Source organism: Sinomicrobium kalidii (assembly GCF_021183825.1).
Taxonomy (GTDB): Bacteria; Bacteroidota; Bacteroidia; order Flavobacteriales; family Flavobacteriaceae; genus Sinomicrobium; species Sinomicrobium kalidii.
Window position 1 is genome coordinate 1784372 of sequence record NZ_CP089211.1, and the last position, 18702, is coordinate 1803073.

Consider the following 18702-nt stretch of genomic DNA (forward strand, 5'->3'; position numbering starts at 1 on the left):
TTTTTACTATGAAACTGTTCTCGTTAACTCTACTGCTTTCCGTTTTATTCGGATGGAACTGCTACGGACAAAGGTCCCGCCATGTGGTATTGATCACTATTGACGGTTTTCGTCCCGAATTTTATCTCGAACCTTCATGGGGAATGGTCAATCTCAGGCAAATGAAGGAGAACGGGGTTTGTGCTACAAGCGTGGATGGCGTTTTCCCTACGGTGACCTTTGTGAACCACACTTCCATTATTACAGGGGAAAAGTCGGCAAAGCACGGTATTTTGTACAATGCCCCCTTCAAACCCAAAGGCGAGCGCAGTGAATGGTACTGGTTCTATGATGCCATTAAGGTTCCGACCCTTTGGGATGCCGCCAAGAACAATGATCTCACCACGGCTGCCGTCAACTGGCCGGTTTCTGTTGGCGGTCCTATTGATCATAACATCCCCATTATAAAAATGAAAGGGAAAGACCGCCTTGAGGTGATAAAAAAGTATTCCACCCCGGCCGGCCTTTTTGAAGAAGTACAGCAAAACGCTACCGGCACCCTGGAACCGGAAGATTTTATGGTCCGGGAAAATTACCTTGCCATGGATGCCAATGTAGGAAGGATAAGTGCTTATATCATCCGAAAGTATAAACCCTCCCTAATGACCATCCGCTTGTCTGTAGTTGACCATTTTCAGCATAAGTACGGCAGGAACGGCAAAATGGTGAAGGCGGCAGTAGCCGGGGCAGACCGCGCTATCCGCGATATCATTGAAGCCCTTGACCGTGCCGGTATCAGAGAAAACACGACTGTACTTGTTACCGGGGACCATGGTTTTGTGAACACCCATACCGCGATCGCCCCCAATATATGGTTGAAAGAAGAAGGCCTTTTGGACGAAAAGGGAGACTGGAAGGCGCAATTCCACACCGTAGGCGGTTCCGCGTTTTTAATGCTGAAAGACCCGGATGATACCGGGAGCCTGCAGCAGGTGAGGGATATCCTGCAAAAAAGGCCGCCCGGCGAAAAAAAGTTATACCAATTTATAGAACGAAAAGAACTGGACAGTTTAGGGGTGGACAGCCGGCCATCTTTTGGTTTAAAGGCTTTGCCGGGAGTAGTCTTTAAAAATTCCATAGAAGGAGAGGTCATAAGGCCCCATAGATTAGGTACCCACGGGTACTACCCGGACACTCCCGGAATAAAAACCGGTTTTGTCGGTTTCGGGGCGGGGATGAGAAACGGGCTCCGTGTAGATCGTATGGGGCTTGAGGATATAGCCCCATTGGTCGCAGAACTTTTGGGAATGGAATGGAGATCTGAAGGCGGGGTTTTATTAAAAGGAATGCTAAACAAATAATATAAGTTATGTACGTTAAGCCGTTTTTTATTTTTTCAGCGCTTTGTGTGTTTTTTCACTCGCATGCACAAACCACAGAGATCAATACATTAAACTTCAGGAACGTGTCTGATACTAAAAACTATTTTCAGTATACAGAAAATGTGTTTCCTGTAATCAGTGCCCATCGCGGGGGAGCCGGAACAAATTATCCGGAGAACTGTATCGCCACACTGGAATACACCTTAAGTCAAACACCCGCAATTTTTGAGATAGATGCCCGCCTCACTAAAGATAACAAGGCCGTATTACTGCACGATAAAACCCTCGAACGCACTACTTCGGGGAAGGGCAAACTCAGGGACCACACCCTGGATGAGATAAAAAATATTCAGTTAAAAGACCCGGAAGGCAATATCACATCCTACCGGATACCCACACTGGAAGAAGCCATTCAATGGAGTAAGGGAAAGACCCTGCTCAACCTGGATGTCAAGGACGTCCCCCTGGAAATGAAGGCAAAACTGATAAAAGAGCACGATGCTTTTCACCATGTGATCTTTACCGTGCACAATGCAGGGGAAGCCAGGTTCTTTTATGACTTCGATCACCGGAGTATGTTCTCTGCATTTGTAAAGACCAAAGAAGCCCTTGTCTCTTATGAGAAGGCAGGCATCCCCTGGCAGAATGTCCTGATAGCCTATGTAGGATCAGAAAGCACAAAAGAAAACAAAGCGCTATACGACTTACTCCACCAGAGGGGGGTGATGGTCATGGTTAGCGCAGCACCTGTTTATGATAAAATGGAACGCCGTGAAAAACGTGCAGAAGCCTATCGGAAGATCCTGGAGGACGGGGCCGATATTATTGAAACAGATCGCCCGGCAGAAGTTGCCGAAGCCATAAAAGAGATGTACCCGGAAAAAAGTACGAAATACAACTATTGGAAAACCGAAAAAATGAAAAACTAAACCATAACTTATGTCAGGCAATCAACCACCAAAACTTTCTTTGAATTCATTGTGGAACAAGGCAGGCCCGCCCAGACAACTCACCTGGGGATATCTGGGGATCCTGATCTTTATGATGGGCGACGGCGTAGAACAAGGCTGGCTTAGCCCTTATTTGATCGAAAGGGGAATGCTAATGCAACATTCGGCTACCTTATTTACCATGTACGGGGTTGCCATCGCCATATCTTCCTGGTTTTCGGGAGTGCTGGCGGAAAGCTTCGGCCCCAAAAAAACCATGTTAATGGGCGTGATACTATATATCCTCGGAACAATCGGTTTTGTAGGATACGGTCTCCCGGACCTGAATTACGGTATTATGCTTTTTATGTATACGGTCAGGGGGTTCGGTTATCCGCTTTTCGCGTATTCGTTTTTAGTATGGATAACCTATCGCAGCCCTCAGCATAAACTGGGGAGCGCCGTAGGTTGGTTTTGGTTTGTCTTTACAGGAGGGTTAAATGTCCTTGGAGCTTATTATTCCAGTTGGGCCATAAAAGAACTCGGCTATCTGAACACCTTGTGGAGTTCTATTTTCTGGGTATTGGTCGGGGCTTTCTTCGCCATTATCCTGAATAAGGACAAATTTAAGGCATCCATAAACAAAAAGCGAAATACCAAAATGCAGGAGTTGATAAAAGGCCTGACGATCGTCAGGGAACAACCCAAAGTATTTATCGGAGGGATTGTCCGCGTTATCAATACTACGGCCCAGTTTGCCTTTCCTGTATTTATTCCCACCTATCTGGCCGGTTATGGTTTTAGCACCACGGAATGGCTTCAGATCTGGGGGACGATCTTTACGGCCAATATTGCTTTTAACCTGATCTTCGGTTTTGTGGGAGATATATTCGGATGGCGCAATACGGTGCTGTGGTTTGGCGGTGTCGGTTGCGGGATCACTACCCTGCTCTTTTTCTATTCGCCGGTCATATTCGGAAACAGCTTTTGGCTGGTGATGTTGTGCGGCATATTGTGGGGCGTTTTATTAGCCGGTTATGTTCCACTGTCGGCCCTGGTCCCTTCCCTGGTAAAAAAGGACAAAGGGGCGGCCATGGCCATATTAAACCTGGGAGCCGGCCTTGCGGTTTTTGCCGGTCCTGCCATTGTAGGACTGTTTATCGGTTCTATCGGAAGTAAAGGCGTGGTGTGTATCCTGGCCGGCCTTTATTTCTTAAGCGCTATCCTCACCTATTTTATAACCCTTCCGGAGCATACAGAAACCGCTTCGGGCATCACAAAAACAAACGCGGCAAAAGCAACTAAACGTTTTATTTAATTAAAAATCTGAACAAAATGAAAATTCTTATAACGGCGCCCTATAATGAAAAGAGCCTGGAAGAACTGAAAACCTCTTTTGGGGAAATTATCTATAAACCCTGGAAAACCCAGGGAAGGGCCTACAATGAAACCGAACTTATAGCCCTGTTGTCCGAACACCAGGCCGATGCCCTGATTACCGAACACGACGATGTTTCCGAAAAGGTTATCGAAAATTTCCCCAATCTCCGGTTTATAGGGGTTTGCCGGGGTACTCCTTCCAATGTTGCCGTACATAAGGCCGGGGAACTGGGTATTTCCCTGTTCCACACCCCGGGGCGCAATGCGCAGGCCGTAGCCGAGTTGTTCCTGGCCGGGGTCATTATCCTGTTGCGCAAAGTAGTGCCCGCAACCGCATGGCTGCAAGGTGAACAATGGGAAAAAGGGGCTCATACTTCCTACCTCCAATTTAAGGGTAACGAACTGGCCAACAAGACCATCGGGCTTGTGGGATTTGGCGATATAGGCCGGAAAATCGCCAGAATGACAAACGCCTTCCCCTGCCACATACAGTATTACGATCCCTATGTATCTACAGACGATCCGCTATATAAAAGTGTTTCTCTCGAAACCCTGTTCGAGACCAGCGATATTGTTTCCGTACATTTACCTGTAAACGAAGAGACCACCGGCATGATCGACAAGCGCCTGTTTGACAAAATGAAAAAAAACGCCATTTTTGTCAATACGGCCCGGGCTGCCGTAGTAGACCGGGAGGCCCTGCTGGAAGCCCTGGAAAACAAACACATCCTGGGCGCTTACCTGGATGTATTTGACCATGAGCCTCCGGACGAAACAGATTACAGGATCATCCACCTGCCCAATGTCTTTACCACCCCGCATATTGCCGGGGCCACCCATGAAGTGGAGGACCATCATTCGTTTATAATGAATGCCAAATTGCTGGAAACTTTTCAAAAATCCAAAACCAAAGCCATTTAACCGATGAACACCGACAAAACATTAAATTATCTGGTAACCGATATCGGAACGGGAAATGTACGGGTAGCCCTTATCGATTCCGACGGAGAACTCAAAGGGATTGAGCGGGACGAAGTACATTATCACGGGGATAACACGCATCCGGAAGCCCTCTGTTTTGATCCCGGACAGTTGTGGGACCAGATCATGGCACTGGCCAAAAAACTGTTGTCCCGGTTTCCAGACACTGAGATCAAGGCCATTACAGCATCCAGTCAACGGGAAGGGATCGTCCTCACGGACCGGGAGGGCCATAACCTTATCGGCCTTCCCAACCACGACCACAGGGGCAGGGAATGGGAATCCGTCGTTACCGATCCCGAAAAGATATACCGCCTTTGCGGAAGGTATCCGGGCTCCATTTTTTCAGCATTAAAACTGTACGGCATTAAAAAGAAACGCACTGATCTGTTCGATGCCACGGAAACCTTTATGAGTATCAGTGACTGGGCGCAATACCAGTTTTCCGGGGTCACGGGATACGAGCATTCCCAGGCTTCGGAGACACTGCTATATGATGTTTCGGCCAGGCAATGGTCCGCCGGATTATGCAGGGAATTTGATATAAACCCCGATACCCTTCCCCCCCTGAGGGAATCGGGGACCCTGCTCGGCACCGTTTTACCTGAAATTGCGGAAGAACTCGGTATTTCCACGGAGACCGAAGTGATCGTTGGCGGTGCGGACACCCAACTCGCCATTCACAGCACCCGTCCCGAAACCGATGATGTGATCGTGGTGGCCGGGACCACGACCCCGATTGTAAAACTGCTTCCTTCCTATACGCTGGACCCCCGTATGAAAACCTGGACCGGAAGGCATACCGACCCGGACCATTTTGTACTGGAGACCAACGCCGGGGTTACAGGCCTGAACTACCAGCGTTTAAAATCCCTGCTCTATCCCGATTGCGGATATGAACGTATCGAGGAAGAAATGAAACCATACAACGATCCGTCGTGTACGGCTTCTCTCGGGTCCCTTATCGCTTCCGAGACAAACCCGATAACTTCCGGGGGATTCCGGTTTAGCACACCCCTCTCCGATCACCTGAAACGGTCGGACTTTATGCTGGCTACCTTGTGGGACATGGCTTTTTGCATCGCGGAAAACTACAAATACCTGCAATCGGTGAACGGCCATGATAAAGACTACATCTGGGGATGCGGCGGCGGATTTCAGAGTGCCACACTTGCCCAGATCCTTTCTGATGTATTGCAGAAAAAAATAAGGATCCACACCGGGTTTGAACACGCTACAATAGCAGGAGCGGCTTATTGCTGCAACCAGACATACGGGCTGGAAGTGCAGCCTCCGGAAGACTCCATCACCGAATATACCCCCAAAAACAAAGTACCGGTATCCATTTCGGATGCATGGCAACAAACCAGAAGAACTTTTACCAAATAAATACCAAAAAAGAAACATGCGATATTTTCTAGGGATTGACATAGGCACCCAGGGCGCCCGGATAGCTGTAACTGATATTTCGGGAAACCAGGTCATCAGCGGAGAAGAAACTTTTAAACTTACGGAGGATTCCCGGCAGGAGCAGTCCCCGGAATCCTGGTGGACCAGCTGTCGGAGCCTCATACAAAAGAAACTCAATGATGATGTAAAGAACAATATAGAAAGCATTGCCGTCACCTCCACCTCCGGAACGGTTATCCCCCTGGATAAGGAAAACAACCCCTTGCACCCGGCATTGATGTACAGCGATAAAAGATCGGCAATACAGGGAAGACGCTGTATGCAGGCTGCACAGGAAAATACTGAGGGCTATACCGGGTTTAACGCTTCGAGCGGGTTGTCCAAAATGGTCTGGTTTGCCGAAAACCACCCGGAAAAAACAGCACGAATAGTCCGATGGGTCCATGCTGCGGATTATATCACGGGTAAATTGTCCGGCGTCTGGGGCGTAACCGACCATACCAATGCTTTGAAATCGGGATATGACACCCGAAACGGAATATGGCCGGAATACCTCTTTTCCGAACTCGGGCTTTCCAGGACATGGATGCCCGAAGTACATCCGTCAGGTACAGTTATCGGAACTATGTCCCCGGAAGTTTCACAAACCCTTGGTTTTAAAAACCGCCCGAAAGTTACAGTCGGTATCACTGATGGCTGTGCTTCGCAGATCGCATCAGGGGCTATTTACCCGGGCACATGGAATACGACCATCGGCACTACACTGGTGGTTAAAGGAGTTACACAAGAACAAATGATCGATCCCGAAGGAAGGTTTTACAGTCACAGGCACCCTCAGGGATACTGGATGCCCGGAGGTGCCGGGAATATCGGTGCGGACTGGGTGAGCCGTGATTTCGGGAACGAACTGAGCCTGTTGGAAAAAGAGGCGGCAAACAACATCCCTACCGGCCGGATGAGTTTCCCTCTGGTACAAAAAGGAGAGCGTTTTCCATTTATGGCCCCCGAAGCCGTCGGGTTCCGCCCGGACAACATTCCCGAAGCTGTTCTCTACGCCTCCAATATGGAAGGAGTGGCTTTTGTAGAACGCATGGCCTACACACTGGCACAAAAATTGTCCAGGGAAAATATTGAAGCGGTCTATACCGCCGGAGGTGGCAGTAACAGTCCGTTATGGCTTAAGATCAGGAGCAGCGTACTGAACCTGCCTGTATATAAAATGAAACACACCTCCGGAGCATTCGGTGCTGCCGTCCTAGCCGCTTCGCAAACTTTTTTCGACAATCTTACGGAAGCGGGGAAAGAACTGATCCGGATGGAGAAAGAAGTCCTTCCCGATACCGGACTGAACAAAGTTTATGAGGGACAATACGAAAAATTCCTCCGCCTACTGGAAACAAAAAACTACATAAAACAAGAAGACTATGCTTAACATATATCTGGCACGGCACGGTGAAACCCCGTTCAATGCCGACGGCAACCGCTATTGCGGAAAAACCGATGTGGAACTCAATGAAAAGGGCATATCACAGGCCGAAAACCTGCGCAACCTCATCCGGGGTATCCGGTTTGAAGGCATTTATTGCTCTCCCCTGAAGCGGGCACATAAAACGGCTACCATTGCCGCCCACGACCGGCAAATACTCGTGGACAAAAGATTGACGGAACTGGATTTCGGCCGCTGGGAAGGGAAAACCCGCGAGGAATTTATTGCCGAAGCCCCCGACTTATGGCACAACTGGAATACCAACCCGGAAAATCATCCCGCCGGGGGAACAGGCGAGACCGCATCAGACCTTATCGCCCGGCTTTCTTCTTTTATGGATGAATTGCACACCAACCATCCGGAAGGAAATGTCCTAATAGTCGCCCACAATGCGGTAAACCGTTTTCTTATAGCCCACCTCATAGGCCTTCCACTAAAAAACTACCGGAAGATCCGGCAGGAAAATTCTACCTTGTCCTGTATCATTTACGACACCACTGAAGGGTATGTCCTGTCCCAACTTAATTGTATCAAATAATGAATCCTTAAAAAAGGGAACATCTGACAGTCACATGTGATAAGAATTTTAAAAACCCGGAAATTGTTCTTGATCCCTTAAATCTTTGAAGAGCACAAAACAAGAATATCGAACCATTTGAATACAAATTGATATGTTGGGAGGTCAGAGATAATGATGTATTAAAAGACCATGTCTTTGTAAGTGCCAAACAAATCTCTGGTAACTCCTCATATCTGTTATTTCAAATACATTTGGTTTTTATTCCGGCCGGACAAACGCTTTCTGCCACGTCGAAATATCAACTGAAGCAAGGTGAACACCTGAGATAACATTAAGGATTTTGAATATCAGGATAGATTAAATCACCTTATTGAATTTATCGGTGCCCTTTAATTCATCCTATTGTTTCTGTAATTACGAGGTACTACAAAAATACTACAATCGCAACATCATTATAAAATCAAATATTTAGATATTAAATTTGAGTCATTCTATGTTTTTATGAATATCATGGTTGACTCTATGCAAATACATGCGATCCCCTTTAAAATATCAAAATCGCAACAATCTTCGTTGAGAGTTCAGATTGATGAGGGACAACATTTCTATGATCACCTGCATTATCATCCGGAATTCCAGATTACCGCGATAAAAAAAGGTGGGGGGATCCTGTATCATGGAAGTGATATGGTCCGTTTTAAACCGGGAGACGTTTTTATTCTGGGATCCAATATTCCTCATCTCATGAAAAGTTCGAAAAGCTATTTCTCCGAAAAATCGAGCGGAGTGTATTCTGTTTCACTTTTTTTTGACCGAAATACCTTTGGAAATCAGTTTTTTAACATTCCGGAATTAACCAATATAGGCACATTACTTCAAAATTGCAAAAGAGGAATTTCGCTTTCGGGAAGTTTAAGGAAAGGGGTACATGATCAGATTCTGAAAATGTCATATGTAAGAGAAGAAGAATTGATCATCAGTTTTTTAAAAATACTGTCAACCATACGAAAAGCAAATAAAAGATTTATCAATTCCAGTATATACAAATTTTCCATTGAGGAAAAGGACGGGCACAGACTTAACAATATTCTAAACTTTACTTTCAGTCATCTCGAAAAAAACATCAAAATTGAAGATGTGGCCCGAATAGCCAATTTAAGTAAATCCCAGTTTAGCAGATATTTTAAATTGCACACGGGAAAAACCTATATAGAATTTTTAAACGAATTGCGCATTGAATCGGCTTGTTCATTATTGCTCGATGAGAGAAATACAGTAGAAGCTATTTGCTACGATGTCGGTTATTCGAACCTTTCCCATTTCAATCGGCAATTTAAAAGGCTGAAAGGGGTAACTCCGTCTGTATACCGGAGGCTCAGGGATAACAATGAAATAGGCGAAGAGGTTTGAATGTTATAGCCTCTCTGTTTTACGAAAGGCTATAACAATAACAACGTACAAAAAGAAATCTACTTCTGTTCCCAATATTTTTCAAGTAAATATTTATTGTCTTTATCGTGTTCTAACCAGTCGTCATACTCTTCTTTTGATTTAAAGGGAGGCACGAAATAAGGTCGCATTTTAAGCGATGTTTTTATAAGCGGAGCCGGATTCTCAGGAATATGTTTTTTCATTTTTTCAATTACGGGTTGATACTCCGGGAGGTTTGCAAGGTTTTGCCATTCATTTTCGTCCCGGGTATGATCGTAAAGTTCTTCACTACCGTCAATATAGCGGGTATACCTCCAATTTTCGGTCCGGACCGAAAATTCACCGAAGTCGTAGGAGGTAATGGCGGGATAATTCCATTCGGCATCAGGATCTTTTAAGAGAGGGGCCAAACTCCTGCCGTCTACGCTTTTGCTCGGGGGCAACCCGCACAAGTCAAGGAGCGTAGGGTAAATATCCATAAGCGATACGATGCGGTCGGAACGCTGGCCGTCTTCCGATCCTTCCGGCAGGCCGGGCGTACCTTCTGGTGCGTGCATCATCAAAACACTTTTGGCAGTATTCTCCCATAAAGCAAATTTTCTCCAGTGTTCTTTTTCACCCAATTGCCAACCGTGGTCGGACCACAGTACGATTACGGTATTGTCGGCATAACGGCTGTTTTCCAGGGCATCGAGCAAGCGTCCCAGCATGGCATCCGCAAAAGCAATTGAAGCTAAGTACCCCTGCACTGCATTTTTCCATTGATCTGCTTTGACCACATGTTTGTGATAATTCCCCCCTCTGTGAGCAATATCTATAGCCCGGTCACTCAGGTCATCCGGATCGTTTGGCAAAACTTCGGGGAGCTGGATAGACTCCAGGGGGAACATCTCGTAATATTTTTTCGGAACATACCATGGCAAGTGCGGACGATAAATCCCACAAGCCAGGAAAAAAGGATCATTGTGGTCTGCCTTGAGCTGGTTGGATACCCATTCCACACTTTTGTAATCTCCCATTAAAGAATCCTCTACAACTAAAGGAGTCCAGTCAAAGGCAGTGTACATATCTTTAAACATGGGCATGGAAACTGTACCATTTTCAGCTCTCTTTTTGTAATCTTCCGGCGCAAAGCCGTGAGGAGGAAAGTCCCGGGGCATATTCTTCTTTTGCGATGGCCAGTAATCGTCCCATGCCGTTGTATCTACCATAAAGTAATGGTATAATTTTCCGGCACCTGCGGAATAATACCCGTTATCCCTGAAATATCCCCCCAGGGAACGATAATCCCCAATGACTTCCCTCCAGTCCTGATAATTGGAGTAAACCCCGGTTGTTTGCGGAGCCAGACCGGATAAGATCGCTGCCCTTGAAGGGTTGCAGGCAGGGTTGGCCGTATAGGCATGAGTAAAAAGGACAGATTTTTCAGCCAAACGGTTAAAATTTGGTGTTATGGCCTGGGGATGCCCCCCTAAGGGCTCGATCCAATCGTTGAGGTCGTCTATCGAAATGAACAAAACATTTGGTTTTTCAATAAGATCGGCACTTAGCTGTTTTTCCGGTTTTCCCTGCTTACACGACGTAAAATAACACAATGTAAGTGCAACAAAAAGAATGCTGTGAAAAGATAGTTTATTTTTTGTACTCATCATATAAGAGTGTTTAAACGGGTTTCGACAATGATATTTTCTCACTGCAGTGATCTGATATAATTATTAACTCTTTGTTCCAGAATGGGAAGGGTAACTGTTCCCTGTTCCAATACCACTTCATGGAAGGTTCTGATATCGAATTTTGTTCCGAGTTGTTGTTCTGCCTTTTTGCGGAGTTCCCTTATTTTGAGTTCCCCTATTTTATAAGATAATGCCTGCCCCGGGTTGGAAATATAGCGGTCGGTCTCCGAATTTATTTCCAGCAATGACAAAGCGGTATTCGATGCCATATAGTCTACTACCTGTTCCCGGGTCCACCCTTTGGCATGAATCCCGGTATCGACCACCAGCCTGCAGGCCCTCCACATTTCGTAGGTGAGTTTGCCGAACTGCTCGTACGGGGTGGTGTACAGTCCCATTTCCGCACCCAGGGTCTCTGCATACAGTCCCCAGCCTTCTACAAAAGCGGTGACTGAAAAATTTCTTCTGAACCCGGGGATACTGTCTCCCAATTCCCTGTTCAGGCTGATCTGCAAATGATGTCCGGGGACGGCTTCGTGGGCAGTCAAGACGGGCAAGGTATACAGTGTCCGGCTCGGCAGGTCGTAGGTGTTTACCCAGTAATACCCCGGGTCTGTACTTTCGCTGGGAGTAGGGATATAACGCCCTCCGGTATATTTGGGGGCCATGGCATCGGGCACCGGGGCCACACCGTATGGTTTCCGGGAAAGTGTTTTAAAGAACCTCGGAAGCTGGGCGTCCGCGCGTTTTGCTATATCGCGTGCCAGCATCAGGAGTTGTCCGGGGGTTTTGGCATAAAATTGTTCATCGGTCCTTAAAAACCGCAAAAAGTCTTTAAAACTCCCTTTAAAGTCCAGTCCGGCAATAATGGTCTCCATTTCCGCCCTTATCCTCGCAACTTCTTGCAGCCCTATATTGTGGATATCATCTGCAGTGTACCGGGAGGAAGTGGTGTAAAAGCTGATCCTGTTTTGATAGTATGCCTTACCGTTGGGGATTCCGGATATTCCCAGCGTAGTTCTCGTATTCGGGATATATTCGGTCTCAAAAAAGTCTTTAATACGTTTAAACTGGGGAACGACCTTGATTTCTATGGCGGTTTTGGCCGCTTTCAGCACGGAGTCTTTTTGTGCGCCGGTCAACGTTTTCGGCAGGTCTTTAAAAGGGGAATAGTAAAAACTTTCCTCATAATCGGATACAATATGGTCGTTGTAGGTAGATTCGTAGCCGTCAAAGATCACCCTGGGCTGTGAGATTCCTTTTTGCAACCCCTCTCTCATATTTTCGATGTGTTGATCGACAAATCCGGGGATGGCGTTCAACTGGTTCAGATAGCGCCTGACCTGCTTGTAATTGGTCAGGGGCTTTACCCTGTATGGCAGGCTGCTGTGAAAACCGGTATGGGAGGTTATCGGATTTAGATACCGTTCAAACCCGAAGAAATCTACCTTATTCTGCAGGCTGAAGGCCAGCAGTTTTAGTGATATCTGTTCGGTTTCACTTAATCCGGCGGCATTGATTTCCGACAATTCGCCCAGTTTTTTCCGGGCAAACTGTGCTTCGGCTTCGTAATAGGTTTTTGTATACAGGCCCAAAGGATATTGTTCCTTGTCGTAGCCCTTGTGGTTGTGATAGCTGTCTATGACCTGCTGCAACGCTTGTGAAGCATCTTCCGTACCGCTTTTACGTTCTTTTTTACAGCCGTACAGGACAACAATGGTCATAAAGGCGAGAAGTATTCTATTCATGGTTTTGTTTTTTTAGTCTCCCGATAACCCTCGGGACGAATTCGGTATAAACAAGTTCTTACCTATTCCCCGAGTAAGTGTTGACTGAAAAAGTTTAAGTATGTTTTAAACAGATGGTATTGACTTCCTTTGACCGACCTGATACGATGAGTCCGGTTAGGATAGGGAACTACTGAAAATACCTTCTTTTCCTCCGTGAGTTTGTTGATAAGGGCTTCGGTATTCTGATAGTGTACATTGTCATCTCCCGTACCGTGTACCAGTAAAAGATTGCCCTTGAGGTTTTTTACATAATTAAGGGCTGCGGTTTCTTCATAGGCTTCGGGATTTTGCTGCGGTGTGCCCATATACCTTTCCGTAAAGCCGGCGTGATAGTACTTGTGGTGGGACAGGTAGGCGCCCGGTATGGCGGTATTGAAAACATCCGGGTGCCGCAATACCAGTAAGAGGCTCATAAGGCCGCCGCCACTCCATCCGTAGGCCCCGATCTTTTCGGCATTGATATAGGGGTGTTGTGCCGCCATTGCTTTTGTTGCTTTTGCAATATCATCGGCGGGCAGTATACCGTGTTTGAGGTAAATCGATTTTCGCCACTTTTTTCCTTTGAGGACCGGTGTCCCGCGGCCGTCAATCCCCATGACGATAAACCCGTTCTTAGCCAAGAACTGGTAAAAGAAATAATTCCGGCCTTTCCAAAGGTCGGCCGTAGTCTGGTTTGCGGGCATGCTGTATACGTGGAAAACAACGGGGTATTTTTTTGAAGCATCAAAGTTCGGCGGCTTTATCATCCACGAATCCAATGCCACATCATCTTCAATCTGTATTTCGGAGTACGTGACCGGAGAAGGGTGGATCGCTTCGATCTTACTGCTCAGCGCTGCATTGTCCTCCATCGTTTTAACCACCTTGTGGGCGGGTAATTTTACCAGCCTTGTCCGGGTAGGGATATCAAAGCGTGAAAAATTCTGGAAAGCCCATTTGCCATCCGGTGAAATATCGTATTTATGGGTCCCTGTTTCTTTTTCGGGTGTAATTCTTTCGATCTTTCCTTTTCCGTCCAGGCTGGCCCTGAACAGATACAGGTGCAGGCTGTTTTCCGGGGAAGCGTGGAAGTACACCCATTTGCTTTTGGGGGCTGCCCTGACCTGTGTTTTATTGAACACATCGAATTCTCCCGGGGTGATACACGTTTTTTGTTTGCCGTCCGAAGTGATCTTGTACAGGTGTCTCCAGCCGTCATTTTCACTCATCCACAGAAAATCGGAACCGCCGTTGAGCCAGACCAGGTCAAAAGCATCCAGAAAGGTATCTTCTTGTTCGGTATAAATCTTTTCGGTATTCCGGCTGCCTGCTTCCGCGACAAAAATGTCCATGACGTTTTGATTGCGGTTTAGCTTTTGTATATACAGCTTATTGGATTTGGGGTTCCACTTGAGATTGGTTATATAAGAATTTCTGTAGTCCTCACCTATATCCGGCCAGGTGACCTTTTGAGTAGCGACTTCTACGATTCCGGGTTTTACGGCCGGGAGTGTTTTTCCGGGTTTGATGTATTGAAATTCCTTGACAAAAGGATAGAGGGAATCCGTATTGTTGATGATCTTGTAGGTGGGAACCTCCTTTGTATCGAACTGGTTGAAAGCTACATACTTGCTGTCCGGACTCCAGTAATGGTCGCGGGAGCTGAGGATGGATGCAAACCGGAAAGAAGCATTGGAGTTGATAATTTCATCGCTTCCGTCGGTTGTCAACCGGATTGTTTTTTTATTGCGGACATCATATGCGTATATATCTGATTTACACACAAATGAGACCATCTTATTGTCCGGGGACAACTTTAGATTCCTGGGGATTCCCAGAGTCTTATCAAGGAGCAGCTCCGTATTTGTATTGCCTGTTAAGTCTACGAGAAAGATACGTGTTTTACCTTCGGTATTCAGGCTGACGATCACTGCGGATCCATCTTCCGAAAAAGTGTAATTCCTTATTTTTCCCTTTTTGTTTTTACCTATCAGTCCGGCAACTGAGACCAGTATCTTTTGTTCTTTTGTGCCGGCAACGTAACCGACAAGTCTTCCCGTTTCATTGTCCAGGTGGACGTACCGGTTTTCGTTTGTCCACGAACTGTAGTCGGCCTTTTTGGCTATAAAGCTGCCGTTTGTGATATTCTCAATGTTGAGTTTTACCTCTTGTGCCCCGGATATTGTGCTTAGCAGTCCGGACACGATCAATAATATTTTTTTTACAGGTCTCATTTGGTTTCTGAAAATTATAGTTGAACTCGTTTGATTTTTTTGGATTTGATATTTTTCCCGCAGATGATGCAGATCCCCGCAGAAAGCACTAAAAATCTGCGCCTATCTGCATCATCTGCGGGCTGTCTTTTTAAGTTAGACCATTGGTTTGCTCATTTTTTAATCCTTTAAATCAAACCCCTTACTCAATTCCCGGTGCATTTGCGCTATTAATGCCTTGTTTGCAGGGTCTTTGGCTATATTGATATTTTCCCGGGGGTCATTTTCATGGTCGAAGAGCTCTTTAGCAATGAGTTCTCCTTTTGATTTTGTGTTTTTATCCCAATGGTACCACTCCATATACCGGTAGCGGTCCGTTCGGACGGTATATCCCATTCTTTCCTGTTTTCTGTATTCGGCAGGGCCGAACCTTCCGAGCAGGAATTGACTGTAGGCGGCATCTTTTATTTCCGTATTCACATCCTTTAACAGGGGGTTGAGGCTTTTACCCTGTAAATATTCCGGGACTTCAAATCCGGCAAGATCGCAAAGAGTGGGATAGACGTCTACGAATTCGGTCAGGGAATTTGATGTTTTTCCTTTTTCCTTCACTCCTTTTCCACTGATAATGAGGGGAACTCGGGTGTCTATTTCGTAATTGGACATTTTTGCCCAACTGTTGTGTTCTCCGAGTTTCCATCCGTGATCTCCCCATAGGACAACAATGGTATTTTCCCTGAGCCCCAGGCGGTCCAGTTCCTCCAGTAACCTTCCCACCTGTGTATCTATATAGGATACGCAGGCGTAATAGGCATGCTTTATTTCCCGCTGCCGTCTCTCCTCCCAGGGTTCGTCTTGTGGTTTCGGCAGATCATGACTACCTGTATATGCCCGTAATTCCGCATCGCCGTGTACAGCAAAAAGGGGGCTGCCTTTGGGAACGTATGGATTAGGGGCCAGGGGAATGTCTTCGCTGTTGTATAGGTCCCAGTATTTTTCCGGAGCGTTAAGAGGGAGGTGGGGCTTATAAAACCCGATGGACAAAAAGAACGGTTGCTTTCTGTCTTTTAGTTCTCCCAGCTTTTTGATGGCCATCGTGGTCTGGGCGCCGTCATAATAGTCATCATCGTCTACATCCGCCGTTTCAAAGGCTTTTGCCTTAGTATAAATAAAGCCGTAGTGGTCAAATCCGGCCTTTCCGTTTTTTAAAAGCCGAAGTTCTTTTTCCTTTTGGATAATCAGGTTGTCCGGGTCAGTATAAACCGCATCGGGATCGAATGGAAAGCCATCGACATGTAATTTTTCATTCCAGGATATCGTATCGGGGAATATGTTGTGGAAGGTTTTTCCGAAACCTACCGTATAATACCCGTTATTCTTAAAAAATTGCGGTAATGTCACCAGGTCCGGCATGTGATCCCTGAAATTGGTCCCCAGGTCCCATACCCGGGTCGAATCGGGCCTGAGGCCTGTTAATAAGCTGGTACGCGAAGGGGTACAGACAGCTTGTTGACAGTATGCGCGGTTAAAGACCACGCCATGGGATGCAAGTTTGTCTATATTGGGGGTCTTAACAACATTATTGCCGTAACATCCCAGTTCGGGCCTCAGGTCATCAATGGGGATAAACAGTATGTTGGGCCTTTGTATTTCTGCCGTATCTCTTAATCGGGGCTCTTTACTTTTATCTTCCCTGCAAGAACTCAGGGCCAAAAGGCCAACAAGTAGAAATACCCGGAGTTTACCTGTTTTCATATTCTTTATTTTAGGTTTATTTATCACTGAAAGCGTTCTACAATTTTTGTCGTGGAACGCTTTGCCAATTGCAATTAATCGACAATGATATCAAGCTCGTTAATAGTTAAATTTTCTACGCCATTACCCGTGTAGACCTCATCTACGGTAATCCTGATATAGCGCGCCGTCTGCTCATTGTCAAACAGTACCTTTACATCCGTATTATTTATGGGTTCCGTATAATCTGCGGCAGTGGTAAACACGATATTATCACTGCTCAGTTCAACAAGAACATGCTTGGGCCTGAATTGCGGGTTGGGCGTTCTGAGAGAGTGCATATAAATACCGTTAAAGGTGTTTTCCTCTCCCATATCCACATTTATGATATGCGGCGTATCTGAAGCAGATTGCGTGGGCCAGTCTGAAAACCAGAAGGTACTGAAGTCTCCATCCAGCATAGTCTCGGCTCCCTGGGCAATTGGTTGGCCATGTGTTGTAGTATTTGCAGTGATCGACCATGTTGAGCGGTCTGAAAGCACAACAGTTTCTTTATTGATATTATTATCCGGCTCCGGACTGTTGGCTGAAGAAATAGTAAAATTATACGTAAGCGGAATTTCTCTGAAACCGTTTTCGGTAAGTATGTTTACAGAAAACTCGATGTTATTGTCTGTTTTAATTCCATCCCGATCAAAGCCGTTAAAAAATTCTGAATACGGCATCTCAAGTTCGGCCTTATATTCATTTGTATTTCCGGTAGGCATTGCCGTTGTTGTAAATGCAACTTTATCATAGTCAGAGTTTGTAGCTGTCGGTTCTGCATCCATACCGACATAAAGATATTTTGCGGGAATATCTGACGTGAAGGTAAAAGTTGCTTTGGTCGCCTGAATGCTATTATCTTTTTCAACGGCGTAAGAGACCATCTTTACATCCGGTTCCTCCGCATAGTAATCAATACCATTATCGGTTTTATTAAAAACTGCGCAAACATCGAATATGGCTAAGCTCGAAGCGAGAAATTTCACTTCGTCTTCCCGGCCTCCGGTATCCCATCTGTTAGCTCCGCCTCCTCCCATAATACTCAGATAAGGACTTTCTGAAGCCTGGTGCGCAACGTGCGGGGCGTTTAGTGCATGGCCCAGTTCATGAAGTAGCGTACCGTATTTTACCGAGGTTAATAGCTGTAGGCCATCTATTGTTTTCCCCGTGTTTACCATCGTAAAATCATCAGGTGATCTGGCAACCGCCATTCTGCCATTTGCATTATTCTGAAAACCTGTACCATCATCACATAATATAAGAGTGTGCGCTCCGCCTGCCTCATCCGGTATACTTTCAAGGTAGGTCCTGACCTCAGTTCTTACCTCATTGTTATTCGCATATTCATCGCTGGCCTTATTTCCGTAAACAGGGATCACGCGTACATCGGTATTTGAGTTCCTGGTAAATAATGCAAAGGTTTTATCCGGATACCCTCCTAATTCCATTTGCTTTTTATACCATTCCTGGGCAAAAAGCATGGCTTCACTCAAATTAGACTGAATCGTACTTTCTTTTGATTCATAAACATTTACAAAGTCGGTAGGTATAAAATACACCACATTGAGCGGTTCCTGATCGGGCCTGTTCGCGGTAAAGACTTCGTCGGGGTAGGTATTGTCATCCGGTTCTTCATCGGGCTTTTCCATTACGGTTTCCTCTTCAACCAGATCAGAGGAGCAGGAAACAAAGTTTGCAGAAATACAAAATGCCATAAGCAGCCCTGAAACTTTTTTGATAACATTCATCTTGATGGTTTTCATAATTCCG

Annotated in this window: 13 protein-coding genes and 1 pseudogene; 9 read left to right on the forward strand and 5 right to left on the reverse strand. The window is 46.0% G+C overall.

Translation table 11 applies throughout. The features are described from left to right. The first annotated feature begins 8 nt into the window (after positions 1-8). The 9 genes and pseudogenes from LS482_RS07165 (at position 9) to LS482_RS07200 (ending at position 9477) form a co-directional block, all read left to right on the forward strand. Positions 9-1340, forward strand: a complete 1332-nt coding sequence (locus LS482_RS07165; RefSeq protein WP_233031093.1) for an alkaline phosphatase family protein — start codon at positions 9-11, stop codon at positions 1338-1340. 104 nt (positions 1341-1444) lie between these two features. Continuing rightward, the gene (locus LS482_RS07170; protein WP_233031094.1) at positions 1445-2290 is read left to right on the forward strand and encodes a glycerophosphodiester phosphodiesterase family protein; all 846 of its coding nucleotides are present in this window, start codon (positions 1445-1447) and stop codon (positions 2288-2290) included. A 10-nt stretch (positions 2291-2300) separates the two neighbouring features. Next, positions 2301-3608 (forward strand): MFS transporter, encoded by a 1308-nt coding sequence (locus tag LS482_RS07175; protein ID WP_233031095.1) that lies wholly within the window; start codon positions 2301-2303, stop codon positions 3606-3608. A 17-nt stretch (positions 3609-3625) separates the two neighbouring features. Beyond that, a complete protein-coding gene (locus tag LS482_RS07180) occupies positions 3626-4591 on the forward strand; it encodes a 2-hydroxyacid dehydrogenase (protein WP_233031096.1) in 966 nt (321 codons plus the stop codon). Between the two features lie 3 nt (positions 4592-4594). After that, positions 4595-6040 (forward strand): FGGY-family carbohydrate kinase, encoded by a 1446-nt coding sequence (locus tag LS482_RS07185; protein WP_233031097.1) that lies wholly within the window; start codon positions 4595-4597, stop codon positions 6038-6040. Between the two features lie 16 nt (positions 6041-6056). Continuing rightward, positions 6057-7493, forward strand: coding sequence for an FGGY-family carbohydrate kinase (locus tag LS482_RS07190; RefSeq protein ID WP_233031098.1), 1437 nt, complete (start codon positions 6057-6059; stop codon positions 7491-7493). Beyond that, positions 7486-8085 (forward strand): histidine phosphatase family protein, encoded by a 600-nt coding sequence (locus LS482_RS07195; RefSeq protein ID WP_233031099.1) that lies wholly within the window; start codon positions 7486-7488, stop codon positions 8083-8085. The genes LS482_RS07190 and LS482_RS07195 overlap by 8 nt, the downstream gene beginning before the upstream one ends. A 504-nt stretch (positions 8086-8589) precedes the next feature. Beyond that, a pseudogene (locus LS482_RS21755) lies at positions 8590-8814 on the forward strand (AraC family ligand binding domain-containing protein); the annotation flags it as partial. 198 nt (positions 8815-9012) lie between these two features. Next, complete coding sequence (locus LS482_RS07200) at positions 9013-9477, forward strand: helix-turn-helix domain-containing protein (RefSeq protein WP_233031100.1); 465 nt, start codon at positions 9013-9015, stop codon at positions 9475-9477. Positions 9478-9536: 59 nt separating this feature from the next. Here LS482_RS07200 and LS482_RS07205 read toward each other — a convergent pair whose 3' ends face one another. From LS482_RS07205 to LS482_RS07225, 5 genes are all read right to left on the reverse strand, one after another. After that, a complete protein-coding gene (locus LS482_RS07205) occupies positions 9537-11150 on the reverse strand; it encodes a sulfatase (RefSeq protein WP_233031101.1) in 1614 nt (537 codons plus the stop codon). A gap of 38 nt (positions 11151-11188) precedes the next feature. Further along, positions 11189-12919: a DUF885 domain-containing protein gene (locus tag LS482_RS07210; RefSeq protein ID WP_437441013.1), complete on the reverse strand. Its 1731-nt coding sequence runs from the start codon at positions 12917-12919 to the stop codon at positions 11189-11191. A gap of 62 nt (positions 12920-12981) precedes the next feature. Beyond that, positions 12982-15174 (reverse strand): S9 family peptidase, encoded by a 2193-nt coding sequence (locus tag LS482_RS07215; protein WP_233031102.1) that lies wholly within the window; start codon positions 15172-15174, stop codon positions 12982-12984. 159 nt (positions 15175-15333) lie between these two features. Further along, the gene (locus LS482_RS07220; RefSeq protein ID WP_233031103.1) at positions 15334-16908 is read right to left on the reverse strand and encodes a sulfatase; all 1575 of its coding nucleotides are present in this window, start codon (positions 16906-16908) and stop codon (positions 15334-15336) included. Positions 16909-16982: 74 nt separating this feature from the next. Next, positions 16983-18695, reverse strand: coding sequence for a discoidin domain-containing protein (locus tag LS482_RS07225; protein ID WP_233031104.1), 1713 nt, complete (start codon positions 18693-18695; stop codon positions 16983-16985). Positions 18696-18702 lie beyond the last annotated feature (7 nt).

Coding starts and splice junctions, on each gene's coding strand:
- LS482_RS07165 (WP_233031093.1), top strand. CDS start 9: ATGAAACTGTTCTCGTTAACTCTACTGCTTTCCGTTTTATTCGGATGG.
- LS482_RS07175 (WP_233031095.1), top strand. CDS start 2,301: ATGTCAGGCAATCAACCACCAAAACTTTCTTTGAATTCATTGTGGAAC.
- LS482_RS07180 (WP_233031096.1), top strand. CDS start 3,626: ATGAAAATTCTTATAACGGCGCCCTATAATGAAAAGAGCCTGGAAGAA.
- LS482_RS07185 (WP_233031097.1), top strand. CDS start 4,595: ATGAACACCGACAAAACATTAAATTATCTGGTAACCGATATCGGAACG.
- LS482_RS07190 (WP_233031098.1), top strand. CDS start 6,057: ATGCGATATTTTCTAGGGATTGACATAGGCACCCAGGGCGCCCGGATA.
- LS482_RS07195 (WP_233031099.1), top strand. CDS start 7,486: ATGCTTAACATATATCTGGCACGGCACGGTGAAACCCCGTTCAATGCC.
- LS482_RS07200 (WP_233031100.1), top strand. CDS start 9,013: ATGTCATATGTAAGAGAAGAAGAATTGATCATCAGTTTTTTAAAAATA.
- LS482_RS07205 (WP_233031101.1), bottom strand. CDS start 11,150: ATGATGAGTACAAAAAATAAACTATCTTTTCACAGCATTCTTTTTGTT.
- LS482_RS07210 (WP_437441013.1), bottom strand. CDS start 12,919: ATGAATAGAATACTTCTCGCCTTTATGACCATTGTTGTCCTGTACGGC.
- LS482_RS07215 (WP_233031102.1), bottom strand. CDS start 15,174: ATGAGACCTGTAAAAAAAATATTATTGATCGTGTCCGGACTGCTAAGC.
- LS482_RS07220 (WP_233031103.1), bottom strand. CDS start 16,908: ATGAAAACAGGTAAACTCCGGGTATTTCTACTTGTTGGCCTTTTGGCC.
- LS482_RS07225 (WP_233031104.1), bottom strand. CDS start 18,695: ATGAAAACCATCAAGATGAATGTTATCAAAAAAGTTTCAGGGCTGCTT.